22 protein-coding genes and 1 pseudogene are annotated in these 24,656 nt (G+C 59.2%); 11 read left to right on the top strand and 12 right to left on the bottom strand.

Annotated features, from left to right (window positions below; all coding sequences use genetic code 11):
- Window positions 1-67 precede the first annotated feature (67 nt).
- From modC to AABC73_RS14695, 4 genes are all read right to left on the bottom strand, one after another.
- Window positions 68-1,156 carry a molybdenum ABC transporter ATP-binding protein gene (gene modC, locus AABC73_RS14710; RefSeq protein ID WP_341519804.1) on the bottom strand — a complete coding sequence of 363 codons (1,089 nt, stop codon included), beginning with the start codon at window positions 1,154-1,156 and terminating at the stop codon, window positions 68-70.
- Between the two features lie 3 nt (window positions 1,157-1,159).
- Window positions 1,160-1,840, bottom strand: a complete 681-nt coding sequence (gene modB / locus AABC73_RS14705) for a molybdate ABC transporter permease subunit (RefSeq protein ID WP_341519803.1) — start codon at window positions 1,838-1,840, stop codon at window positions 1,160-1,162.
- Window positions 1,841-2,563 carry a molybdate ABC transporter substrate-binding protein gene (gene modA, locus AABC73_RS14700; RefSeq protein WP_341524247.1) on the bottom strand — a complete coding sequence of 241 codons (723 nt, stop codon included), beginning with the start codon at window positions 2,561-2,563 and terminating at the stop codon, window positions 1,841-1,843.
- Window positions 2,564-2,715: 152 nt separating this feature from the next.
- Window positions 2,716-3,792 carry a nitronate monooxygenase gene (locus AABC73_RS14695; RefSeq protein ID WP_341519802.1) on the bottom strand — a complete coding sequence of 359 codons (1,077 nt, stop codon included), beginning with the start codon at window positions 3,790-3,792 and terminating at the stop codon, window positions 2,716-2,718.
- A 105-nt stretch (window positions 3,793-3,897) separates the two neighbouring features.
- Between AABC73_RS14695 and AABC73_RS14690 the strand changes: the two genes are divergently transcribed.
- Both AABC73_RS14690 and AABC73_RS14685 read left to right on the top strand, forming a co-directional pair.
- Window positions 3,898-4,557, top strand: a complete 660-nt coding sequence (locus AABC73_RS14690; protein WP_341524246.1) for a TetR/AcrR family transcriptional regulator — start codon at window positions 3,898-3,900, stop codon at window positions 4,555-4,557.
- A gap of 45 nt (window positions 4,558-4,602) precedes the next feature.
- On the top strand, window positions 4,603-5,619 hold the full coding sequence (locus AABC73_RS14685) for an MDR family oxidoreductase (protein ID WP_341519801.1): 1,017 nt from the start codon (window positions 4,603-4,605) through the stop codon (window positions 5,617-5,619).
- On the opposite strand, the gene ada is transcribed toward AABC73_RS14685, so the two are convergent.
- The 4 genes from ada to AABC73_RS14665 all read right to left on the bottom strand — a co-directional run bounded on the left by ada (window position 5,609) and on the right by AABC73_RS14665 (window position 9,877).
- Window positions 5,609-6,706: a bifunctional DNA-binding transcriptional regulator/O6-methylguanine-DNA methyltransferase Ada gene (gene ada / locus AABC73_RS14680; protein WP_341519800.1), complete on the bottom strand. Its 1,098-nt coding sequence runs from the start codon at window positions 6,704-6,706 to the stop codon at window positions 5,609-5,611. The two genes, AABC73_RS14685 and ada, sit on opposite strands and share 11 nt — an antisense overlap.
- A 93-nt stretch (window positions 6,707-6,799) precedes the next feature.
- A complete protein-coding gene (copD, locus tag AABC73_RS14675) occupies window positions 6,800-7,672 on the bottom strand; it encodes a copper homeostasis membrane protein CopD (RefSeq protein ID WP_341519799.1) in 873 nt (290 codons plus the stop codon).
- A 4-nt stretch (window positions 7,673-7,676) separates the two neighbouring features.
- Complete coding sequence (gene copC, locus AABC73_RS14670; RefSeq protein WP_341519797.1) at window positions 7,677-8,066, bottom strand: copper homeostasis periplasmic binding protein CopC; 390 nt, start codon at window positions 8,064-8,066, stop codon at window positions 7,677-7,679.
- A gap of 173 nt (window positions 8,067-8,239) precedes the next feature.
- Entirely contained in the window at window positions 8,240-9,877 is a 1,638-nt protein-coding gene (locus AABC73_RS14665) for a methyl-accepting chemotaxis protein (protein WP_341519796.1), read from the bottom strand.
- Window positions 9,878-10,079: 202 nt separating this feature from the next.
- Between AABC73_RS14665 and AABC73_RS14660 the strand changes: the two genes are divergently transcribed.
- The 3 genes and pseudogenes from AABC73_RS14660 (at window position 10,080) to AABC73_RS14650 (ending at window position 14,086) form a co-directional block, all read left to right on the top strand.
- On the top strand, window positions 10,080-11,015 hold the full coding sequence (locus tag AABC73_RS14660) for a tyrosine-type recombinase/integrase (protein ID WP_341519795.1): 936 nt from the start codon (window positions 10,080-10,082) through the stop codon (window positions 11,013-11,015).
- A gap of 109 nt (window positions 11,016-11,124) precedes the next feature.
- Window positions 11,125-12,291 (top strand): annotated as a pseudogene (locus AABC73_RS14655) (aminotransferase class I/II-fold pyridoxal phosphate-dependent enzyme); the annotation flags it as partial.
- A 466-nt stretch (window positions 12,292-12,757) separates the two neighbouring features.
- Window positions 12,758-14,086, top strand: coding sequence for an OprD family porin (locus AABC73_RS14650; RefSeq protein WP_341519794.1), 1,329 nt, complete (start codon window positions 12,758-12,760; stop codon window positions 14,084-14,086).
- A gap of 75 nt (window positions 14,087-14,161) precedes the next feature.
- Here AABC73_RS14650 and AABC73_RS14645 read toward each other — a convergent pair whose 3' ends face one another.
- From AABC73_RS14645 to gcl, 3 genes are read right to left on the bottom strand one after another with little or no spacing between them, the layout of a single operon-like run.
- Entirely contained in the window at window positions 14,162-15,052 is an 891-nt protein-coding gene (locus tag AABC73_RS14645; protein WP_341519793.1) for a 2-hydroxy-3-oxopropionate reductase, read from the bottom strand.
- Between the two features lie 39 nt (window positions 15,053-15,091).
- A complete protein-coding gene (hyi, locus tag AABC73_RS14640; protein WP_341519792.1) occupies window positions 15,092-15,874 on the bottom strand; it encodes a hydroxypyruvate isomerase in 783 nt (260 codons plus the stop codon).
- 24 nt (window positions 15,875-15,898) lie between these two features.
- Window positions 15,899-17,674, bottom strand: a complete 1,776-nt coding sequence (gene gcl / locus AABC73_RS14635) for a glyoxylate carboligase (RefSeq protein ID WP_341519791.1) — start codon at window positions 17,672-17,674, stop codon at window positions 15,899-15,901.
- Between the two features lie 108 nt (window positions 17,675-17,782).
- Between gcl and AABC73_RS14630 the strand changes: the two genes are divergently transcribed.
- Window positions 17,783-18,691 (top strand): LysR family transcriptional regulator, encoded by a 909-nt coding sequence (locus tag AABC73_RS14630; protein ID WP_341519790.1) that lies wholly within the window; start codon window positions 17,783-17,785, stop codon window positions 18,689-18,691.
- 73 nt (window positions 18,692-18,764) lie between these two features.
- Here AABC73_RS14630 and AABC73_RS14625 read toward each other — a convergent pair whose 3' ends face one another.
- Window positions 18,765-19,043, bottom strand: coding sequence for a DUF2790 domain-containing protein (locus AABC73_RS14625; RefSeq protein ID WP_341519789.1), 279 nt, complete (start codon window positions 19,041-19,043; stop codon window positions 18,765-18,767).
- Window positions 19,044-19,282: 239 nt separating this feature from the next.
- On the opposite strand from AABC73_RS14625, the gene AABC73_RS14620 reads away from it, so the two are divergent.
- From AABC73_RS14620 to AABC73_RS14600, 5 genes are all read left to right on the top strand, one after another.
- Window positions 19,283-19,675: a cupin domain-containing protein gene (locus AABC73_RS14620; protein ID WP_341519788.1), complete on the top strand. Its 393-nt coding sequence runs from the start codon at window positions 19,283-19,285 to the stop codon at window positions 19,673-19,675.
- Window positions 19,668-21,167 (top strand): methionine--tRNA ligase, encoded by a 1,500-nt coding sequence (locus tag AABC73_RS14615; protein WP_341519787.1) that lies wholly within the window; start codon window positions 19,668-19,670, stop codon window positions 21,165-21,167. The genes AABC73_RS14620 and AABC73_RS14615 overlap by 8 nt, the downstream gene beginning before the upstream one ends.
- A 14-nt stretch (window positions 21,168-21,181) precedes the next feature.
- Window positions 21,182-22,318, top strand: coding sequence for an FAD-dependent oxidoreductase (locus AABC73_RS14610; RefSeq protein ID WP_341519786.1), 1,137 nt, complete (start codon window positions 21,182-21,184; stop codon window positions 22,316-22,318).
- Window positions 22,315-23,262, top strand: coding sequence for an ABC transporter substrate-binding protein (locus AABC73_RS14605; RefSeq protein WP_341519785.1), 948 nt, complete (start codon window positions 22,315-22,317; stop codon window positions 23,260-23,262). The genes AABC73_RS14610 and AABC73_RS14605 overlap by 4 nt, the downstream gene beginning before the upstream one ends.
- A gap of 62 nt (window positions 23,263-23,324) precedes the next feature.
- Window positions 23,325-24,644 carry a SidA/IucD/PvdA family monooxygenase gene (locus AABC73_RS14600; RefSeq protein ID WP_341519784.1) on the top strand — a complete coding sequence of 440 codons (1,320 nt, stop codon included), beginning with the start codon at window positions 23,325-23,327 and terminating at the stop codon, window positions 24,642-24,644.
- Window positions 24,645-24,656 lie beyond the last annotated feature (12 nt).

Below are 24,656 nucleotides of genomic sequence, written 5' to 3'. Positions count from 1 at the left end.
GGTCCGTAGGGCAGTTAAATCCATTGACCGCAGCCCTACGCAGTGGTGCCGACTATTTACAGCTTGATCAGGCCAGCACCGCGACCGACTTGATTTGTGCCCATAACTGCTGGCCCACAGACAGCTGCAACTGGTCGCGGGAATAACGGGTGATTCGCGCCAGTAATGGCGTGCCGGCAGCATCGAGACCTACCAACACATGCGCAGCATTGTCCGCAGCAACTTCGCTGATTACCGTGACCGGCAAGCGATTGAGGATACTGCTGTGCTCGTCCGGTTGCCGAGTGAGGCTGACGTCACGGGCCTGGATCTTGAAACGCAGCGACGTGCCGGTCGCCAGAGGCGTATGCGCAACGCGCATTACTAGATCGCTGCCGGGCAGGCGCAGGCTGAGCAATTGGTAGTCGGCATCGTAGGCGCTGACCACCCCCTGAACGACCACGCCAGCGTCGTCGCCCATGGCCAGCGGCAGGTCGAGCCTGGCCAGGGTTTCACCAATCGGCCCGCTGGCAAGCACTCGACCTTCGCTGAGCAACACCAGATGATCGGCCAGACGCGCAACCTCATCCTGAGAGTGACTGACATACAGCACGGGGATGTCCAGCTCGTCATGCAGGCGCTCGAGATACGGCAGGATTTCACCTTTGCGTTTGGCATCCAACGCGGCCAGTGGCTCGTCGAGCAACAGCAGGCGAGGGCTGGTCAACAGCGCCCGGGCAATACCAACCCGCTGCCGTTCACCTCCGGAAAGTTTGTCAGGCCGACGTCCCAGCAGATGCTCAATGCCCAATAGCTGCGTGGCTTGAGTCATATCGATGCGGCGCTCTGCTTTGCGGATACGCCGCATGCCGAATTCGAGATTGTCCTGCACCGACAGATGCGCAAACAGGCTGGCCTCCTGAAACACATAACCCAGCGCGCGTTTATGCGGTGGAAGGAATATACCGTTGACGCTGTCCTGCCATACCTCGCCGTTGATATTTATGTAACCGCTTTGAGCTTTTTCAAGACCGGCAATGCAGCGCAGGCAAGTGGTCTTGCCTGAACCGGAATGACCGTAAAGCGCGGTGACGCCTTTGCCCGGCAGGGCCAAATCCACGTCTACGGAAAACTCCGGGTAGGCAACCTGCAAGCGCACCTGTATTTGCGACGTCATCGGTCAGCTCCAGCCGGATTTGGTCTTGCCGCTGGAGTAGAGCGCCAGAAGAACCAGAAATGAGAACACCACCATGGCGCCCGCCAGCCAGTGGGCTTGCAGGTATTCCATGGATTCGACGTGATCGAAGATCTGCACGGAGACCACCCGGGTTTTCTCGGGAATATTGCCGCCAATCATCAAGACCACGCCAAATTCGCCCACGGTGTGAGCAAAGCCGAGAATGGCGCCGGTGATAAAGCCTGGCTTGGCCAGTGGCAAAACCACACTGAAGAAGGTGTCCCATGGATTGGCGCGCAGGGTCGCGGCCACTTCCAGAGGCCGTGGACCCATCGCGGCGAAGGCATTTTGCAACGGCTGCACCACGAACGGCATGGAGTACAACACCGAACCGATCACCAGACCCGGGAAGCTGAAGGTCAGCGTGCCAATGCCCAGGTGTTGGGTGAACTGACCCACAGCACCATTGGGTCCCAGCAGTAGCAGCAGATAGAAGCCAATGACCGTAGGTGGCAATACCAGCGGCAGCGCAACAATTGCCCCGATCGGGCCTTTGAGCCACGAGCGGGTGTGCGCCAGCCACAACGCAATGGGCGTGCCGATCACCAGCAGAATGACCGTGGTCAGCGACGCCAGTTTCAGCGTCAGCCAGATGGCAGCAAGGTCAGAGGCGTCCAGTGGCATTTACAACTGGTACCCGAACGACTTGATCACGGCGGCGGCTTTCGGACCCTTGAGGTATTCGATCAACGCCTTGGCGGCTGCGTTGTCCTTGCCTTTGTTGAGGATAACGGCGTCCTGCTTGATAGGATCATGCAGGTCGGCCGGTACGATCCAGGCCGAACCGCTGGTGAGTTTGCCATCCTTGAAAATCTGCGAGAGCGCAACGAAACCCAGCTCGGCATTGCCGGTGGAGACGAATTGGTACGCCTGCGTGATGCTCTGGCCTTCAACGATTTTCGGCCTCGTGGCGTCGGTCAGGCCCAACTTGTCGAGCACTTGAGTCGCCGCCAGACCATAAGGCGCGGCCTTGGGATTGGCGATGGACAGATGTTCGAACTTATTGCCCTTGAGCACTTCGCCTTTGTCGTCGACATAACCTTCCTTGGCCGACCACAACGCCAAAGTGCCGACTGCATAGGTGAAGCGCGAACCTTTGACGCTGTCGCCTTCCTGTTCAAGTTTGGCAGGCGTGGTGTCGTCGGCAGAGAGGAACACTTCGAAAGGCGCGCCGTTCTTGATCTGGGTATAGAACTGCCCGGTTGCGCCGAACGAGGCCACCAGTTTGTGGCCGGTGTCTTTTTCGAAATCCTTGGCAATGGCCTGGATGGGCACGGTGAAGTTGGCGGCGACGGCCACTTGCACTTCATCTGCGAAAGCACTGCCCATTGCCAGGGCGGCAAGCATGCCAGTCAGGGACTTGAACGCAACACCCGTGGAGGAAAAACCCATTGAATAGCTCCGAGACAGCGACACGATGATTGAATGGCAGATTGCTACCGGCCACTCGCTATATATCGAAATATATAGCGTCAGGTCGTGTCAGGGGAAGCGGAGTTTCAACGGCTTACAAGTTTTTTCAGCGCCTGCTGCGCCATGGTCTCGGTCAGCTGCGCGGCCGAATATTGATGTTTGATGCCCACGGCTTGTCCCGCCCAGAGACTCATGAAGTCAGGATTGCCCTTGGGTTCGGCAACGGCCCGCAGTGGAATCAACGGACCGCCCGCCAACGGAAATGCCGAAGCAATCGTGCTGATAGGGCCCAATTCACGCATGACACGGTTAACGATGCCGCGGGCAGGGCGTCCGGTGAAGATGTTGGTGAGAGCGGTCTGGCTTTCGTCGGCGGTGCGCAGTGCTTCCCGATGCAGTTTGTTGGTGGTGGATTCCGGGCAGAACAGGTAAGCCGTCCCTACTTGCACCGCCGAGGCACCGAGAATGAACGCCGCCGCCATCGTGCGACCATCGGCAATCCCGCCGGCAGCGATGACCGGCAGACTCACCGCGTCGACGATTTGCGGCACCAGGGCCAGCGTGCCGACTTGCGAGTACAACGCTTCGCTCAAAAACATGCCCCGATGCCCGCCAGCTTCGTAGCCCATGGCGATGATGGCGTCGCAACCGTGCTGTTCCAGCCAGATCGCCTCGGCGACGGTGGTTGCCGATGAAATCACTTTGGCGCCACTGGCTTTGACGCGTGCCAGCAGCGCGGCATCCGGCAGCCCGAAATGGAAACTGACCACCTCTGGCTTGAGCTCTTCCACCAGTTCACAGCTGGCGGGATCAAACGGCGCGCGGCTGGACACCGGCGAGGGCGCAGTGAAATCGGCACCCAGTTCCTGATAGTAGGGCCGCAAGGCATCTTTCCAGCCAGCGGCTCGCTGGGGGTCATCGGCGGGCGTTTGGTGACAGAAGAAATTGAGATTCAACGGCGCCTTGCTGTGCTGACGAAAAAGCGCGACTTCATCGCGGATTTGTTGGTGGCTCAACATCGCGCAGGGCAATGAGGCCAGACCTCCGGCATTGCCAACCGCAATTGCCAGCGCCGAACCACTGGCACCCGCCATCGGAGCTTGCAGAATCGGAAGCTGAATATCGAACAGTTCAAGAATGCGACGATCAGGCCAGGCAGTCATGTGTGCTCCGTTGCGCGCGAATGTGAAGTCGCTATTGAGCGTCGATTTCGCCTGTTTGGCAACCGAACCAAAGGGCGTATTGACATAAAAGACGATCGGTCTAATATCCAGCCCAGGACCAAAGAAGCGCACCACACCGATGCCCGGAAACCCCGCCGCCCAGGCCGTCCGCCCAAGGTCGATAGGGAAAATTTCGAAACCCGCGCGGCCCTGCTTCGCTGCGGCACGGAAGTGCTCACCGAACAGGGTTTCATGGCGACCGGCATCGATTACATTCTCAAGCAGGTGGGCGTGCCGAAAGGCTCGTTCTATCACTACTTCGAGAGCAAGGAAGCGTTTGGGCGCGCGGTGCTGGACAACTACGCCGAGTATTTCGCACAAATGCTTGATCGCTGGCTGCTCAACGAATCCCACACTCCGCTGGAACGGCTGGTGGGATTCGTGCAAAACGCTAAGGCCGGCATGGCCAGGCATGATTATCGCCGTGGCTGCATGGTGGGCAATCTGGGGCAGGAAGTCGGCATGCTCCCCGACGGTTTTCGGGAGACGCTCGAAACGATCTTTCTCGCCTGGCAGGCCCGTTTGAGCCAATGCCTGCAAGAAGCTCAACGGGCCGGAGAACTGGCCAAAGACGCTGACTGCGACGAATTGGCTGCGTTTTTCTGGATCGGCTGGGAAGGGGCGGTACTGCGCGCCCGGCTGGTCAAAAGCGATGTTCCCCTCAATACATTCATCAGCGGATTTCTGCGCGGACTGCCGCAGTGATTCTTTTGGCGTATTTAAAGACGATCGGTCTAAACAGGAGGCACCATGGTCTACGGTACTGAGTTCAGAGGCATCTTGATCGAAAAAGACGACCCGGCAAGCCGCGACATGGCGGGTTACCGGGTTTCCCTGACGAAGCTCAACGAAGATTCGCTACCGCAGGGCGACGTCAACGTCGACGTTTCCTACAGCACGCTGAACTATAAAGACGCCCTGGCGATTACCGGCGCCGGCCCCATCGTGCGCAGCTTTCCCATGGTGCCGGGTGTGGATCTGGTCGGCACGGTCAGCGCCAGCAGCGATGCAGATTTCTCCATTGGCGATGCCGTGCTGCTCAATGGCTGGGGCGTGGGGGAAGGGCATTGGGGCGGACTGGCGGAAAAAGCGCGTCTGCAAGGCAAATGGCTGATCCCGCTGCCTAAGGCTTTCACGCCTGCCCAGTCCATGGCCATCGGCACCGCTGGCTACACCGCAATGCTGGCGGTCATGGCGCTGGAGAACAATGGCGTGACGCCCGACAAGGGAGACATTCTGGTCACCGGCGCCAACGGCGGAGTTGGCAGCTTTGCCGTGGCAATCCTTGCCAGATTGGGTTATCGAGTCGTTGCTTCCACAGGACGCTTGAACGAAAGCGCTTACCTTGAAAAACTCGGCGCGGCTGAAGTCATCGACCGGGCAACGTTGTCCGAGCCGGGCAAGCCATTGACCAAGGAACGCTGGGCGGGCGCCATCGACTCCATCGGCAGCCACACCCTGGCCAACGTCTGCGCCGCCATGCGTTATCGCGGCACCGTCGCAGCCTGCGGACTTGCTCAAGGCATGGACTTTCCCGGTTCAGTGGCACCCTTCATCCTGCGCGGGATAACCCTGGCGGGTATCGACAGCGTGACCCGGCCCCGGGCCGACCGCATCGAAGCCTGGGACCGGCTGGGTCGAGATCTGGACCTGTCTCTACTGCCGCTGATCAGCCATGAAATCGGCTTGAGCGAAGTGATCGAAGCCGCTGCGCAACTGCTCAAAGGTGAAGTTCGGGGCAGGGTGGTGGTCGACGTCAGACGTTGATGGGTGGCATCCGGGAGGATTTCGCCTCCCGATCCAGCAACTCCCGCTTGCGCTCCACACCCCAGCGATAGCCTGAAAGATTGCCGTCGCTGCGTACCACCCGGTGACAAGGAATGGCCACGGCCAGGCGATTGGCACCGCATGCCTGGGCCACGGCGCGAAACGACTTGGGCGCGCCAATCTGCTGGGCAATTTCGGCATAACTGGCCGTGGTGCCTGGCGGAATGTCTTTCAAGGCGCTCCAGACCCGCTGCTGAAAGGCCGTACCGCGTAGGTCCAGCGGCAGATCAAGCCCCATGGACGGTGCCTCGACGAAACCCACGACCTGGGCCACCAGCAACTCAAAATCAGGGTCGGCGCCAATCAGCGTGGCGTTGCGAAACTGGTGCTGAAAGTCATCGATCAAGGTGTGCGGATCTTCACCCAGCAGGATCGCGCAGACGCCCAGGGCGCTTTGTGCGACCAGAATCGCCCCCAGGGAACATTCCCCTACCGCAAAGCGGATTTCAGTATTGGCCCCTGCGTCACGATACTGCCCGGGTTTCATGCCCAATAGCGTGCCGGATGCTGCATAGAAACGGCTATTGGAGTTGAACCCTGCGTCATAGAGCGCATCGGTAATGGACCCGCTGCCGGACAATTTCTGCCGGACTTTCTGGCCTCGATGCGCATTGGCGTAGCCCTTGGGCGTCAGGCCGGTGACTGCCTTGAACACCCGGTGAAAATGATACGGGCTCAGCCCACCGACCTCAGCCAACTGCTTGAGGCTCGGCAGCTGTTCGGCCTGTTCGATCGCGCGGCAAGCATTGGCGACCAGCACCGCATGCTGCGCTGCAACCAGGGTTTGATCCGCCGCAGCGCGTTTGCTCGGGCGATATCCGGCGGCTTCGGCATCGGCCGCGCTGTCGAAAAACACGACGTTTTCCCGCCGTGGCAAGCGCGAAAGGCTGCTGGGCCGGCAGTACACGCCGGTGGTGCGCACCGCATAGACAAACTGCTCATCCGCCGAGGCATCCCGAGCCTGCACGGCAATCCAGCGCGGATCGTCTTCGGCAAGGGGATTGGTCATCGCAAGGGGGCTGTTCATGGCTCGGTTACCTGTTACTGAACTCGGTTGACCTTAGAGTAGGGCGCTGCGAGTCCACGAGAACTCCGAGTCTTGCGCTCAAACTCGAGAAACTCAAGCAGCCAGCATCGGCGGTAACGTCCCGAGCAACGATACGGCAGCAACGGCGGCGAAGCCGAATGCACACTCCAGCGCAATGCTGATACGCAGCCTGCCCAGACGAACTTCACCGCCGCGCAGCATCATCCTGTTCAGAGCTGCCAGCAACAGCATGCACAGCACCAGGCCGACTTTGATGGCCAGGATCAGACCGAACCCGGAAAACGCCGGGATTGGCCATGGTGCGCCACTCAAGACCCGAACGTTGATCAGTCCAGTGACGATAATCAGCGCCACCAACCCATAGCCGATGCCGCTGAACCTGAGCAGCAATGCGCGCATATCCAGCGCTCCGGGTCGTACAACCAGGGCCAGCAATAAACACAGTGCGCCAAGCCAGGCCGCAACGGCGCCCAGGTGCAGCATCTGATTGAGGATCAGCAACTGGCCGAACGTACCGCTGAACATGGCGCCATGGCCAACCGGGGCCAGAGTTGCCAGCAGCAGTGCGCTGACGATCAGCCTCAGGCCGGGAAAACAAGTCGAGCGCGCCAGCAGCACCGTCATCAGTACGCCAAGCGCCAGATGCCAAACCCAGACCTTGCCGAAAAACGTATTGCTCAAAATCAGCAGCAAGGTCTGCGAATCAACCGCGTCCCGCCAACTGCCGGCCATGCTCGCAGCGGTGAGCGACAACCACACCACGGCGCTGATCAGCCCCAACGTCGCAAGCCATTGCATGGCGCAGCGTAACTGGCGGTCGAGCACTGTGAGGTGCGCCGCAGCTAGACTGGAACGGAAAATCACGTCTCGCGACAGGTAGAGACCGAACAACGCCAGCACCACCGAAAAATGCACAAATCGGCACAGGATCAGCGCGGTCGCCATGAAGTTAAGGGCTTACCGTAAAGCTGTAAGTGCCTTCGCTTTTATGGGTATCGACGGAGACCGCGTGCCATTCGATTTTGTATTCACCAGCGGTCAACTGTGCAGCCGGCTTAACGATCAGGATTTTGTTGTCGGCAGGGTCGGTGGCAATTTCGGGAACCGCTTCAACCATGGTTTTGCCGCTGGCGGCAGTGGATGTGATGCTGACTTTGGTGAATTTCTCTTCCACTCCTTCGGAAAAATGCAGGCGCAGTTCCTTGGCTACAGTGACGGTGCTGTTTGCGGCGGGGAATTGGCTTTCCAGATGGGCATGGGCAAAAGCCAGGCCGGACAGGGAAACCGAGGCGAGGAGGCTGAGGGATGCAACGATGTGTTTGAAGCGCAGGGCAGACATTGAAGGTACCTGTTTGCTTGAACTGAATTGGTGCGTAAACGGCAGTTAAGCGGGCTACTAGACCAGAAACTGTCGATCGACTCCAGTATTCAGGTCAAGATCAAGGCGACAAATGCGAGCACAATCCTCAGCAGCGGCTGTAGGACTGCACTCGTGTCTGCGCAAAACCGGACTTAAACCTTGAAGAAACTCACCCGTTCAGTCAGCACATCGGCCAGGGTCGACAGCTCCTTGCTGGAACGTGCTACCTGACTGGAACCCTCGGCGGTTTCAAGCGCCGCGTCGTGAATACGATTGATATTCAGACTGACGTCCTGGGCCGCAACACCTTGTTGCGCGGCTGCCGTGGCGATTTGTGCGTTCATGTCATTGATGGCTGCGACCTCGTGGCGAATCTGGATCAGTGCAGTTTCCGCCAGATGGGTTTGCTCAACGGTGTGCTGGGCCATTTCCCGGCTGTCACGCATCAGATCTGCGGTTTTCCCCGCGCCAGCCTGCAACTGACCGACCATCTCGCGAATTTCACGGGTGGAGTCCTGAGTCCGGGTTGCCAGCGAGCGCACCTCGTCAGCCACCACCGCGAAGCCACGGCCGAACTCACCGGCGCGGGCGGCCTCGATGGCAGCGTTCAGCGCCAAAAGGTTGGTGCGCTCGGCAATCGAATTGATCACCGCAACGATGGTTTCAATCTGCTTGCTGTCTTGCGCCACCTGGCCCACCGATTGCGCAGCGTTTTCCAGAACCTGCGCCAACTCATCCATCGCCAGCGCCGTGCCTTCGACCACGCGCTTGCCTTTTTCAACTTCCTGATCAGCGGCCTGGGAGGCGTTCGCAGCCCGGCTCGCATAACCCGCCACTTCATGAACCGTGACCGTCATCTGCGCAATGGCCGATGCCATGCGCTCGGTTTCGCTACTCTGCAGGCGCATTTGCTCACTGTTGCTGTCGGAACTGGCCCGCAGACGGGATGACGAACCCATCAACTCCATCGCCGCTGAGCGAACCTGAGTGATGGTGCCGGACAAATGCGTGGCGGTGGTCTTCAGCGCACCCATAACGCTGTCCGGGTAGCGGGTGTCGATTTTGTCGTTGAGTTCACCGCTGGCCAGACGGCGAATCAGCCGCGCGACTTCATTGGGTTCGGCACCCAGGGTGGACTTGATGCTGCCGATGATCAGTAACGAGGCGATGATGCCAATTGCCACGGCCACAGCAGTTGCCAGCGACATCAGCCAGGCGAAATTGGCGGCAGTCACCCGCACGAAACGCACATCGCTACCGATGGCGGCTTCTTCGTTATCAATCAGCGCGTTGATGCGCTTCAGCCATTCCTTGTAGGCAGCGGACACATCGGTCATCAGCACGGCTTGCGCACCAGCCAGATCGCCCTGTTGACGCAGGTTCAGCAGCCGCGCGGTCAGCCCAAGCGTGGTGCGTTCGCTGCTCTTGATGTCATCCAGCAGGCGTTTTTCGTCGGCGCTAACACCTTTGGTGGCATAGATTTGGTCCAGGCCCTTGGCCGAGGTCTGGTACAGGCCATTGAGTCCTTCAATGTCGCGCAGCTGAATCGCCAGGTTTTGATCATCCTGCACCAGCACCGCATCGCGGATGGCAATCGCCCGGTCGTGGACGCTGCCACGGAAGTTGATCGCATAACGCTGTTTGACACTGGCGTCTTCGCTGACCCGGGTCAGGGTGTTTTCAATCAACCCCACGCGCTGCACGCCAATGGCGGCGACCGCGATCATCAAGGCCAGCACCAGGCCGAATCCCAGCCCAAGGCGTTTCGCTATTGTAAGTTGTCCGAGCATGACGAATTTCCTGAACCGAGAAGGCGGGGCTCCATGTGATATCACACGGCTATCATTGGTTCAGTCTGCACTAACAACTGTGAATGTCCGTCGTCGTTTAGATTAATGATGGCTATATAAATTAGTGATGGGACGCTTGGCCGGTACTGGATATGCATACAGCCTTGTTGTAGAGTGGCGCTTTTGAGCGATCCGCGATCCATTGAATACCACCGATTCCGTTTCTCCAGGCAAACAGCTGTCGCCCTTGACGCTTTATCTGGCGCGACTGGCCCCTTCGAGCCGCGTGACCATGACTTATGTGCTGCAGGACGCTGCGGATCGGCTGGGTCTGGCCGACATCGACATTCACGACGTTCCCTGGCATTGCGTTGAGCCCGGGCATCTGACGGCGCTGGTGGCGACCCTGCGCGCCGACGATTACGCGCCCAACACCACGTCGCTGTACGTCAACGCGATTCGCGGCGTGATGAATGAAGCGTGGCGCCAGAACCTGATCAGCCATGACCAGTTGCTGAAGATCCGCTCGGTCAAGCCGGTCAATGGCACGCGGCTGTCCAAAGGCAAGAATATCCGCCGCACGCTGATCCGCGAACTGATGGAAGTCTGCGCCGCCGACCCGCGTCCCCAAGGTCGGCGCGATGCGGCCATCATCGCCATTCTGTATGGCTCGGGCATGCGCAAAAGCGAGTCAGTCAACGTCGATCTGGCGCAGGTCGACTTCGTCGAACGCAGCTTGCAGGTGCTGGGCAAAGGCAATAAACAGCTGATCAAATACGCCCCGACGTGGGCCTTTGACACCCTGGGCCAATGGCTCGAGCTGCGCCGTTCATGTTTGCCAGCAGGGCAGGACGACGACCCGTTTCTGTTCAACCGGATCCGGCGCGGCAACCACATTACTCGTGAGCGAATTACCAAACACGCTATCTATTTCATCGCCAAGCAACGCGGCCGGCAGATCGGTGTGGAGATCATGCCTCACGACTTCCGACGTTCTTTCATCACGCGGGTGATAGAAGAGTTCGATCTTTCCATTGCCCAGAAGCTCGCGCACCACACCAACATCGCTACCACGGCGGCCTACGACATGCGCGGCGACAATGAACGACGGCGGGTGGTGGACCGATTCGACCTTTAATCAACCCGCAGCTGGACGCTGCGGTTGAACGAACCTGAGGTTTTACTTATGGTTCGGCTTTTGCCGACGCCGTGCCGTCGGCTCTTTCACTGGGCAGGGAGGCATGTATATGCGTTTTTCACCTCTGGTTGACCGGATTGCCGGCCATGGCGTTGCAGCCTGGGACATTCATTACGCCGCCTGCGAGGCGCAGGAGCGGGGCGAGGATGTGATCCTGCTCAGCGTGGGCGACCCGGATTTCGCGACCCCGGACTTTATTACCGAGGCCGCGATCACTGCACTGCGCGCCGGCGATACCCATTACACGCACATTGCCGGGCGTACCGAGTTGCGTCAGGCGATTGCCGCGCGTTACGCGAAATCCCTGGGGCGCGAGGTACTCGCGGAAAATGTGATCACCATGGCCGGGGCGCAGAACGCCTTGTTCGTTGCCTCCCTGTGCTTGTTGCAGGCAGGGGACGAAGTGATCTCCCTCGATCCGATGTATGTCACTTATGAAGCGACGCTCAGGGCTTCCGGTGCAACCCTGGTGCGGGTGGCTTGTGATCCGGACGCGGGCTTTCGCCTTGATACTGCGCGGCTGGCCGCTGCGGTTACTCCGCGAACCCGGGCGATATTCCTGTCCAACCCGAACAACCCGACTGGCGTGACGCTGGATGTTTCCGAACTGCAAGCCATTGCCGATCTGGCGATTGCCCATGACTTGTGGGTAGTCGTCGACGAAGTCTATGAAAGCCTTTGCTATGAGCGTGAGCACGTCAGTCTGGCGAGCTTGCCGGGCATGGCCGAGCGCTGCGTCGTGGTCAGCAGCCTGTCCAAATCTCATGCGATGACCGGCTGGCGTATGGGCTGGATTGTCGCCACCCCAGCACTGATCGGCCATGCGGAAAACCTGTCGTTGAGCATGGTTTATGGTTTGCCCGGTTTCGTCATGGAGGCCGCTTTGGTGGCAGTGACGGCTCACGCTGAAGTGACGGTCAACATGCGCGAGATCTATCGGCGCCGGCGCGATCTGGTGGTAGCGGGGTTGCAGGACTGTCCGGCAATAACCGTACTCAAGCCCGACGCAGGCATGTTCGTGCTGCTGGACGTTCGCGCCACGGGGCTCAGCTCGCTGGAGTTCGCCTGGCGATTGTTGCGCGAGACCGGTGTCTCGGTACTCGACGCCGCCGCATTCGGTGAGCCGTCGCAAGGTTTCGTGCGGCTGGCCTTCACCGTAAGCGATGAACATCTGACCCAGGCATGCCTGCGTATCAAGGCATTCGTGCGCAGCCTGGCGCTGTAGAGCACGCAAAAAAAAAGCCACCGCACTTATGTGTGGTGGCTATAAAGTTCTAACCAAAGGAATGATGAAGTGGAGCAAAGTATTCGATTGCTTTCCGATGCGGAGTCGGAAAGTGATGGAAACGTTGTGCTTCATCGCCGCAAACATTAACACCGGTTCATAGGGTCCAACTATTACAATAATCGATAATGACTATTATCAAACTAACATGATGGCACTTGGCGAAAGATGCTAAAAAATCCGGGCATGGGAGCACATCATGCACAGTAGAGCGGCAGCGGGTTGTTGAAGTGGATCGCCAGAGTCCTTGCTCAATCCTGCCTTGTCAACCATATATGTCCTTAAAAAAATTCTGCCGATCACATGTTCATTTATCGTTGAATTCGGTGGAGTCCAGGGTCGCCCTGCAACTCGCGAATTGCAACGATAAGACTTATTCGAGATACAGGGGAAAACAATGAAGTTTGTAAAGTGCAATATCTTGACGCTGGCCGTTTCACTGGGCGTGAGTCAACTCGCAGCTGCGGCGGCGGTCAGTGATCAGTCCGAAGCCACCGGTTTCGTCGAAGGCAGCAGCCTGAACGTCCACCTCAAGAATTACTACTTCAATCGCGACGGCAAGAACGGCGCCGGCGATCGTAAAGACTGGACACAGGGCGTACTGGGCAACTTCAGTTCCGGCTTTACCCAAGGCACCGTCGGTTTCGGCGTCGATGCTTATGGCTACTGGGGCATCAAGCTGGATGGCGGCGCAGGCACCTCCGGCACCGGCAACCTGCCGGTACGCAACGATGGCTCACCCGAAGACCAATACGGCACGGCCGGCGGTTCGGTGAAGGTCCGGCTGTCCAAAACCGAGCTGCATTGGGGCAACCTGCAACCCACGGCACCGGTATTCGCCGCTGGCGGCTCGCGTCTGTTTCCGCAAACGGCTACAGGCTTCAACCTGTTGAGCAGTGAAATTCAGGGTCTGGACCTGGATGCGGGGCATTTCACCAGCAGCAACGGCCCGGTCACCACCAACAACAGCCAGGAACTTTACGCCTCTTATGCGGGTGTGACGGCCAAGAGTATCGACTACGCCGGTGGCAAGTACGCCATCAACGATAACCTGACCGTCAGCCTGTACGGTTCGGATCTGGAAGATGTCTGGAACCAGTACTACGCGAATACCAACTTCACTCTGCCATTGTCGGATCAACAGTCGTTGAATCTGGATTTCAATATCTATCGCACCAATGATTCGGGTCAGGCGAAGGCGGGGGATATCAGCAACACCACTTGGTCGCTGGCGGCCGCTTATTCTTTCCTGACTGCGCATACCGTGACCCTGGCATTCCAGAAAGTTCATGGCGATACGCCATTTGATTATGTTGCCTTCGGCCATAATGGACCGGGCGACACCGCTGACTCCATATTTGTCGCCAACTCCGTGCAGTACTCCGATTTCAACGGACCCGGAGAGAAATCCTGGCAGGCACGCTACGATTTGAACATGGCAAGTTATGGCGTGCCGGGCCTTAGTTTCATGGCGCGCTATATCACGAGTGATGATATCGACGGCAGCCATATGGACGCTAACAGCCCATATCGCAACTACGGATATGGTGATGACGGCAAACACCATGAAACCGATGTAGAAGCCAAATACGTGGTGCAATCCGGCCCGGTCAAGGACCTGGCATTGCGCATGCGTCAGTCGTTTCACCGAGGCAATGCGGATCAGGCCGAAGGGGATAACAACGAACTGCGCCTGATCGCCGATTATCCGATCAATATTTTCTGATCGGCTAAACGTGATCGGTTGAAGACAGCCAGGCCGCTTGCGACGGGCGGCCTGGCTGGATGGCGAGCAAATCTCTTATTCCTCGCGAATCGAGAAGTTCGCCATGTGCTCCAGCCCCTTGATCAGGGCCGAGTGATCCCACTGGCTGCCACCCAGGGCCGCGCAGGTGCTGAACACTTGCTGAGCATTGGCGGTGTTGGGCAGGTTCAGGTTCAACTCACGCGCCCCTTCAAGTGCCAGATTCAGATCCTTCTGATGCAGGGCAATGCGGAATCCGGGGTTGAACGTGCCCTTGATCATCCGCTCGCCATGCACCTCAAGAATCTTCGAACCGGCAAATCCACCCATCAATGCCTCGCGAACCTTGGCCGGGTCGGCGCCATTCTTCGCGGCGAACAGCAACGCTTCGGCAACCGCCTGAATGTTCAGGGCGACGATAATCTGATTGGCGACCTTGGCGGTCTGCCCATCACCGTTGCCGCCCACCAACGTGATGTTTTTGCCCATGGCTTGCAGCAAGGGCAGGGCGCGCTCGAAGGTGTCCTGATCACCGCCGACCATGATGCTCAAGGTCGCGGCCTTGGCCCCGACTTCGCCGCCCGACACTGGCGCATCCAGATAACGGGCGCCCGTGGCGCTGATCTTCTCGGCAAACGCCTTGGTCGCCGAGGGCGAGATGGAACTCATGTCGATAACGACTTTACCTTCAGAGCTGCCTTGGGCGATGCCGTCCTCGCCGAACAACACCCGCTCGACATCGGGAGTATTGGGCAACATGACGATAATGAACTCAGCCGCCTGCGCCACCGCCTTGGGGCTGTGCAGTACTTGTGCGCCGCTGTCTCTCAGGGATTCGGGTGCCGGCGAGTGATGGTCGGAAAGCAGCAGGCTGTGCCCGGCCTTGATCAGGTTGAGGGCCATGGGCAGGCCCATGATGCCGGTGCCAATAAATCCAATGCTAGCCATGGAAATGCTCCTTCTTATTAAAAATTGAACACGCTGCAATTAAACAACGTTGTGGGACTTCATCCAGCCCAGGCCCGCCTCGGTGGTCGTCAGCGGTTTGTATTCGCAGCCAATCCAGCCCTGATAACCGATGCGGTCGAGGTGGCCGAACAGGAAGTGATAGTTGATCTCGCCGGTGCCCGGCTCATGGCGGCCCGGATTGTCGGCCAGCTGTACGTGCTGGATTACCGACAGGTTGTTTTCAAGGGTTCGGGCCAGATCGCCTTCCATGATTTGCATGTGATAGATGTCGTATTGCAGCGCCAGATTGCTGCTGCCAACCTGCTCCAGAATGTCCAGGGCCTGGCGCGTGGTGGTGAGGTAGAAGCCCGGAATATCCCGGGTATTGATCATTTCCACGATCAGGCGAATGCCCGCCGCCTGCAGTTTGTCCGCCGCGAATCTGAGGTTGCTGACCAATGTCCGCTCGGTCAGCGTGGCGCTGGCGCCCGCCACAGGAATCCCGGCCAGGCAGTTGATCTGGGTATTGCCCAGCACTTTGGCGTAAGCAATGGCCAGATCGACCCCGGAGCGAAATTCCTCGACCCGATCCGGGTGGCAGGCAATGCCGCGTTCGCCGCTGGCCCAATCCCCGGCCGGTAAATTGAACAGCACCTGGGTCAGGCCATTGGCGTCCAGTTCCGCCTTGATCTGCGCGGAGCTGAATTCGTACGGAAACAGGTACTCGACGCCGCTGAAGCCAGCACGGGACGCTGCATCGAAACGTTGCAGAAAGTCCACTTCGGTGAACAGCATGGAGAGGTTGGCGCAAAGACGTGGCATGTCGGTTCCTCGTAAAGGTGGGGGTCAGTCCATCAGACTGACGGAAGTCGGTGCATCGGCGCGGGTTTCAGCCAGCGCTTCGAATTCGTTGATGGCGTTGATCTCGGTGCCCATGGCAATGTTGGTAACGCGCTCCAGAATGACCTCGACGATTACCGGCACGCGGTGCTGCTGCATGAGCGACCGGGCTTCAGCAAAGGCCGCTTGCAGATGGGCCGGATCGGTCACCCGAATCGCCTTGCAACCCAACCCCTCGGCCACCGCCACATGGTCGACGCCATAACCTTCCAGCTCGGGGGCGTTGATATTGTCGAACGCCAGCTGCACGCAAAAATCCATGTCGAAGCCGCGCTGCGCCTGGCGAATCAGGCCCAGATAGGAGTTGTTCACCACCACATGGATGTACGGCAGCTTGAATTGCGCGCCAACGGCCAGCTCCTCGATCATGAACTGGAAGTCGTAGTCGCCGGATAACGCCACCACGTTACGGCCCGGATCGGCCTTGACCACGCCCAGCGCGGCGGGAATGGTCCAGCCCAGCGGACCGGCCTGGCCGCAGTTGATCCAGTGCCGAGGCTTGTAAACGTGCAGGAATTGCGCGCCGGCGATCTGCGACAGGCCGATGGTGCTGATGTAGCAGGTGTCCTTGCCGAAGAAGCGATTCATCTCTTGGTAAACCCGCTGCGGCTTGATCGGCATGTCGTCGAAGTGGGTCTTGCGTTGCAAGGTGCGCTTGCGTTGCTGACAGCTGGCCAGCCAGGCGCTGCGGTTTTTCAGCTTGCCAGCGGTGTGCCATTCACGGGCGACCTCGATGAACATATCCAGCGCAGCGCCCGCGTCGGAAACAATGCCCAGGTCAGGCATGAGCACGCGACCGATCTGGGTCGGCTCGATATCGATATGGATGAACTGCCGACCTTCGCTGTACACCGCCACCGTACCGGTATGGCGGTTGGCCCAGCGATTGCCGATGCCCAGCACCAGATCCGATTCCAGCAGCGTGGCGTTGCCGTAACGATGGGAGGTTTGCAGACCGACCATGCCGGCCATCTGCGGGTGATCGTCGGGGATCGTGCCCCAGCCCATCAACGTCGGGATGACCGGAATGCCCGTCAGTTCGGCGAACTCCACCAACGCCAAAGAAGCATCTGCATTGATGATGCCGCCACCCGCCACGATCAATGGGCGCTCGGCGGCATTGAGCATGGCCAACGCTTTTTCGATCTGCTTGCGGCTGGCCTGGGGTTTGACGATGGGCAGCGGTTCGTAGGCGTCGATATCGAATTCGATTTCCGCCATCTGCACGTCAAACGGCAAGTCGACGAGGACCGGGCCGGGGCGACCGCTGCGCATCAACTGGAAGGCTTTCTGAAAAACGTAAGGCACCTGGCCCGGTTCCATGACCGTCGTGGCCCATTTGCAGACCGGCGCGGCGATGCTGGCAATGTCGACGGCCTGGAAGTCCTCCTTGTGCATTCGCGCACGCGGCGCCTGGCCGGTGATGCACAGGATCGGAATCGAGTCCGCCGAAGCCGAATACAGGCCGGTGATCATATCTGTTCCGGCCGGGCCGGACGTGCCGATACACACGCCGATATTGCCCGCCACCGCGCGGGTATAACCCTCGGCCATATGCGACGCGCCTTCAACGTGGCGGGCCAGCACGTGATCGATGCCGCCGATTTTTTTCAGCGCGGCGTATAACGGATTGATGGCCGCGCCAGGAATACCGAATGCACTGTCGATACCTTCGCGACGCATGACCAGTACAGCGGCTTCGATGGCTCTCATGATGGTCATTTGTTAGTCTCCTGAGCTCGATAGTTTTTGTATGGGCCTAGACTGCTTTCAATCCATATCGATGGGAATTGCAGTGCGGGGCATTTCTGTCGGTATCAGGAGTATCGAATGGATCGTTATACCGAACTGCGCAGCTACGTTCTGGTAGCCACCCGTGGCAGCTTTGCCGCAGCCGCTCTGGTCGAGGGTGTAACGCCGGTCATCATGGGCCGGCGCTTGAGTGCGCTGGAGGCGAGGTTGGGGGTGAAGTTGATTCATCGCTCGACGCGCGGTCTGACCCTGACTGAGTTGGGCGAGTCATATCTGGAAAACGCCAGGGCGCTACTGAGCAACTTCGACGAGCTGGACGCCAGCGTCAGCGAGAACGAAAGCGCGGTGCGCGGGCATCTGGTGGTGTCGGCACCAGCCGGTTTCGGCCGGCGGCATGTCGCACCGCATGCGCCGGAATTCCAGGCACGGTTCCCCGAGCTGAACCTGTCGTTCAACCTGACCGATAACGTGATTGATCTGGTGCGCGAGGGCTACGACATGAGCATTCGCATCGGCGAAGTGCTCGATCCCAACTATGTCGCCATCAAGTTGTATGAAAACCAGCGAGTGGTCTGTGGTGCGCCTTCATATTTTGCCGCCCACGGTTATCCGCAAACCCTCGAAGACCTGACTGAGCACAACTGTCTGGCGTTCAACCTGCAAGGCGGGCAGCATCGGGGCTGGACGTTTCAACGCGATGGCAGGCAGGTCGCGGTGAAAGTTGCGGGGAATTTATATTGCAACGACGGCGAGCTGTTATTCGACTGGGCCAAACGCGGCCTGGGTTTGAGCTGGCGTTCCGTGTGGGAAATCCAGAATGAGCTGAACACCGGTGAGCTGGTGACCGTGCTGGATGAGTTCGCGCTGCCCAACTACGACATTCAAGGCGTCTATCCGCAACAGCATTATCTTCCGGCCAAAATCAGGTTCTTTATTGCGTTCCTGAAAGAAGTTTATAACCGGCCGGGCTATTGGATTCAGCAATAACGAACTGTAGGAGCTAACGTGTTCGCAAAGTACTGGGCTTCGCCAACACGTTAGCTCCTACAGGGCGTCTGGTTCAACCATTCTGGCAACCGTTGCCAGCGCGGGTGTATTCAAGATTGTGGCGAACGCCCTGGCTGTCGAGGTAGATCATGTGCGCGTCAACCTGGCCGCAAACGTTGTCATTGGCAGGCGTAGTCTGGATAACCTTCGCAATATCAAGGTGTTGTGAGTAGTTATATTGCACGGCCGGGGTGGATTGTTGTGCAGCGTTATTAGCATTGGGCACCTGGCCGTTGGCCGAGGCAAATACCGAGAATAATGATAACGCTGCGAACATTGCATAAGTTTTCATGAGGCGCTCCAACTATTAAATTAACAAGTCTGCAAAGTTTCAAGATTGCTTTGCTGTTGGCGTGAATTCTAGGCGCCAATCCAGGCGTGCTGAAATGGTGGTTATCGATACACGTCATCATTGATAGTGATGCCCATTTAAAAAATCGATACGTGACGAGGGTTATATCTATGGATGAGATAGCCGGACACTATCGCTGATTGCATGCTGGCGGCCATCTAAAAAGTACGGGCCAGACCATGCATAAGTTCGCCATACACCGATCAACCGATTTCACCGGTCTCGTTCATGAGTACGGTCTGGACGGCAGCCGCCTGTTGCCGTGGCCGGGCTATCCGATGCCGTTTGCCGGCGGCTGGTGCGTGGTGCGTCCGGGGACGCGCAGCGAAGCGCACACGCAGATCGATCAGGAGCTATTCATCGCCATCAAAGGCCGATGCCGGTTGATCGTCGGCGAGCGTGAACTGGAGTTCGGCGTTGGCGATATCGCGGCAATTCCGAAACACACCAATCACTACATCATCAATGACTCGGAAGAGGACTTTCATTTCTACGTCATCTGGTGGGACATGAATTACGTCAACGGCTTCGTTGCCCAGCACGATGACACAACGGGGTGTCTGGATGACTAAGTACATCGTCACCATTACGCCACCAACGCCGAACGGCGACCTGCACATCGGCCATATCGCCGGGCCCTTTCTCGCCGCCGACGTTTTCACCCGTGTGCAGCGCCAGCGCGGTCATGACTGCGTGCTGGTTTCCTACTCCGACGACTATCAGTCGTACATGCTGCGCAAAGGCCTGGAGCAGGGCGTCGAACCAATGCTGCTGGCCAGCCGTAATTCAGACCGGATTCAAGCGTCGCTGGCAGCGATCAATATCCAGCCGGACAACTGGCTGCGACCGTTCCAGAACGTTTTTTTCGCAGACGCTGTTCGCGAAGTGTTCGACAAGGCTCGCGCTGCCGGGGTCATCGAATTTCGCGACTCCCAGGAAGCTTATTGCCCGGACTGTGCGGTCTGGGGCTACGAGGCATTCGCTCGCGGCTTGTGCAATTACTGTGGCGCGGAATCCGACGCCAGCCAATGCGAGAACTGCGCCCAGGCGCCGGATGCGCAACAGATGACCGATCTGCGCTGCAAGTTGTGCAGCCAGCCTGTGCAGTGGCGAAGCGCGCATCGTGGTTTTCTCAAGCTGGCGCAGTTGAAACCGGCATTACGTGACGCGCTGCTCAATCGCCAATGGCGCCAGCCGCTGGATGCCTGGCTGCTCGATACCCTTGAGCATCTTCATGACTGGGGGGTGACACGCCCCGGCGATGCCGGGCTGGATCTCGCCGCCGATGGCTCGTGCCGGATTCATACCTGGTTCATGGGGCTGGCCGGATACATGGCGGCCTTTCGCGAATATGCCGCGCAAGTCGGCAAGCCGGAGTTGTATCAACAGTACTGGCAATCGGGGCAGGGCACGCTGGTCCACTTTCTCGGTTTCGATTGCGTGTTCAGTCACGCCATCGTTTATCCGGCGTTACTTTCGACGATGGATGACCTGCGCGTCAGCCAACATTTCGTACCGAATCAGTTCCTCAAGCTGGACGGTTTGAACCTGTCGACCAGTCGCAACCACGCCATCTGGGTCGCGGATCTGGCGCGTCAGGCCTGCGCCGACAGCGCGCGCTTGTATCTGGCCAGCATCGCCCCGGAAGAAAGCGAAGGCGATTTCCGGTTACAGCAGTTCCTGACGTGGCGCGAGGAGTTGTTCGGCGAGTTCTTTCCGGCCTTGCTCCGCGTCGGCGCGCAAGGTGGCGAGAGTTGGTGGAGCGGCATGTGTGGCCCGGACGCCGCGCTGCTCGAAGCCCTGCGTCTGCAATGGCTCAAAGCCTCGCAGCCAGATCGATTCTCCATGAAGGACATGGCTTCGGTGCTGCTCGACGTGATCGCGATCACGCGTACGCGCCTGGCCGAAGGTCGTGCGGTCAACCATTTCGCTGCGTTCATCGCCGTCATTGGCCTGGCGCTGATCCCGGACACCACGCAGCGCATCGTCGAGGCGTATGCGCTGCAGATGGATCGGGTCAACGCGACGATTCTCAATGGCTGCGCAGCCGACTACTCCATCTGACAGGTTGGAACACAATGTTTATGGATTACGAAGTTGCCGTTATCGGTGCCGGCATTGTCGGCGCCAGTATCGCGGCCAGGTTGTGCAGCGCCGGAATTTCCGTGGCGTTGATTGACAAGGACGGCAGCGCAGCGAGCGGTGCCAGTGCGCTATCTGGTGGTCTGGTGCGTTTGTACGACCCGGATCCGCTACTGATGGAACTGGCCGCGTATTCCATCGGAGTGATGCGCGAGGGGATTTTCGCCGCCACTTATGCCCGTGCATTACGCCGCAGCGGCGTGCTGTATCGAGCGGCGCCGGACCAGCAGGAGCGAATTTCCCGGGCTATTGAACAGCACGCCAGCGCGCAATATCCGATGCGTCTGGTCTCCAGTGAAGAGTTCAATGGCGGACATTTCCCCCGGTCGCCGAGCTCGGAGCGGGTAAATCTGTATGAACCCCAGGCGTGCGTCGGCAATGTTCGTCTGGCGACCGCGTTGCTGGCCAATTCGGTGCGGCAAGACGGCTTGTTGCTGGAGCACTGTGAGGTCAAAGGCATTGAGTGTCGCTCGCGGCACCAAGCCCACGTTGATCTGGGCGCTGTAACTTTACGCTGTCGGGCGGTGGTGGTTGCCGCAGGCGCGTGGAGTCGGCGTCTGCTGCCCGATCTGCACTTGCAAACCCGGTCGATTCCCTTGGCGCGGGTCGTCACCGCCAACGATTGCAGCATGCCGATCATCGACAGCGAAACCCAGGCGTATGCCATTCCGCTGAGTCGCCATCTGGTGCAAGCCGGGTGTGGATTCCGCGAGGTACGGGAGTTTCCTGAACACCTCGCGCTGCCCGATGTTCGCAATCAGCAAGATGCACGGGAGCGGGTGCACCATCTGCTTGGCGCCAACGACGCAGCAGTACTCGACGTGCTGCCCGGCTTCGACAGTTACAGTCTGGACGGCAGGCCGCTGGTGGGGTTTTACGGTAGGCAAAGCCCGGTTTATCTGGCGACAGGTTTGTGTGGCCTTGGCTTCAAACTGGCACCGGGAATTGCACAGATTGCCTTCGAGCAGTTGCAGCGACACTTGCGGCATCAGGATTCGGATGGCGGCTGGTCGGCGTTGTCGCCGGATCGAGCGATGAGCCGCGCGGGCGGCCTGTCGAGCGTGCAGCCATGAGCCGGTTCAAGGTTGGCGTCAGCGCGTTATTCGATCCCGCAGACACGCCCCATGGCCGAACCTTTCTGCGGGCGATGACCGTGGCGCGCAACGGCATACCGGGTTTTGACCATGTGCACTGGCAGTTTTGCGATGACGGCGCCAATCCCGCACGCGCAGAGCAAGTGGCCCGGCAGCTGGTCGCCGCGAAAGTGGATCTGGTGATCGGGCATTTTTCGTCCGACGCGGCAATGGTCGCTGCGGGTATCTATCGGCAGGCCGGCATTGGGTTACTGAGCCCGGCAGCCACCATTGATTGCCTGACCCAGGACAATCCCAACGTATTTCGCTTTTGCCCTTCGGACCGACATCTGGCGAAAGATGTGGTCGCTTGGCTCAGGCACAGGAAATGGACCTGCGTGCATATCGACGCTGATCCCAGCGCCCACGGTCAGGCGCTGGCCAAGGTCATTGCTCAAGTCACCAGCGATTCCGGGATACGCCGCACAGTCGACCGCGAGCAGGCGCAGGTGGAAGTGTTCGCCGGACGTCTGGCCAGCAGCCGCGAGCATTGGCATGCGCGCCGCCGCAGCGGCAGCCAACGAGCACTGGTGCTCACCGACGACGCCGCTTCGCCATATCTGGGCAACGCCGCAGCACAGGACGTGAACACCTACGTCATCGGCTTTGGCACTGCTGGGTCTGCAGCCAACGAATCCGCCAGTCACCGCGCGCTGTTCGGTGCGGAACCTGAAACCTACTTCCGCGAAAGCCTGCTGATGTTTCACGTATTGGCCCAATTGGCCCGGCGCTCGTGGCGACCGACTGAACTGCTGCATGCCTTGAATCACGAGACCTTCGCGACGCCGCTGGGCGCGGTCAGTTTCGATCAGGGTGAATGCCGGGGTGCTAGTACCGGCCTCTGGCAGGTGGGAGTCGCGGGTCTGATGCCCATCGCCGATTGACCTTGTTCTGACACTGCGCTCACCGCTCCAACACAACTTCAACTCAATGGATGGGTACTTCTATGCTTGATTCACCCGCTGGCGCCGTTCACGCGGACGCCCTATGTATTGGCTTCGGACCCGCAGGCATTGCCCTGTCCTGCGTTTTCGCCGACGCACAGGACGTGGACGCGCCGCTGGCAAAGCTGTCGGTGCGCTATCTGGAGGCCGCGCACGATACCCAGTGGCACAGGGAGCTTTTACTGGCCGGCACCGACATCAATCACCATGTTTTTCGGGATCTGGTGACGCCGCGTAACCCCCGCAGCCGGTTCTCTTTTGCCATGTACCTGAAAGAACGCGGGCGCCTGTTCGACTTCGGTTTGCTCGGTCGCCCGGCCAGCCGCCATGAATGGTCGGATTACGTCGGCTGGGTGGCGCAGCAGGTCAACGGTCACACCCACTTCAACGCGTCGGTGAGTGAAATCCTGCCGATCATTCGCGATGGCCGCCTGAGCCAGGTTCGCATCGACACCGCGCAGGGCAGCTTCGTGACGCGCAATGTTGTGCTGTCGAGCGGCACCGCGCCACGCGTGCCGGAGCAATTTCAGGCGCTGCTGGGGCCAACGCTGTTTCATACCTCGCAGTTTCTGACGCGTCTGCAAGCCTTTGGCCGAGCATTGCCCAAACGCTGGATGGTGATCGGCTCGGGGCAAAGCGCCAGTGAGTCGGTGCTGGAACTGACTGGGCGTGACAGCGCCATTCAAGTGCATTCCGTGCATCGCTCGGCGGGTTTCAAGCTGACCCAACTGGGGCAATTTCCCAACCGGGTGTTCGCCCCGGACCACGTGGATTACTTCCACAGCCTCGATGCTGCGGCCCGGCAGCAGTTCCTCGACTGGAGCCGCGCCACCAACTACGCCGGAATTGATCCGGATGAAAGCCAGAAGCTGTTCTCGCTGATGTACGAAGACTCCATCGCCGGCCGTCAGCGTCTGCAAACCTACGCCTACCGCGCCATTACCAAAGTCGAACACGGCGAAGCGGGTTATCGCGTGACCCTGACCGATACCTTCAGCCAACACAGCGAAGTGCTGGAAGTCGACGTCATCGTCCTTGGCTCCGGCTATCAGCAGTACCTGATGCCGCCGCTGTTGAGCAACCTGCAACCCTGGCTCAAGGCCGGCGTAGACGACGGGTTGGTCATTGATCGTGATTACAGCGTCGCCACTCAGGGTGATTGCGACGTGAAGGTGTGGGTCAACGGCCTCTCCGAACGCAGCCACGGCATCAGCGACAGCCAGTCATTTTCGCTCATGGCCTTGCGCGCCGAGCGTATCGCCAATGGTCTGCAACAGGCTGTTCAGGCGCAAAAACATCCTCAACCTGCGCTGGCTCAGTGAGTGATCGCCATG

It is taken from the genome of Pseudomonas sp. G.S.17 (assembly GCF_038096165.1).
Lineage (GTDB): Bacteria > Pseudomonadota > Gammaproteobacteria > Pseudomonadales > Pseudomonadaceae > Aquipseudomonas.
This window is presented reverse-complemented; position numbering and strand designations above follow the sequence as displayed.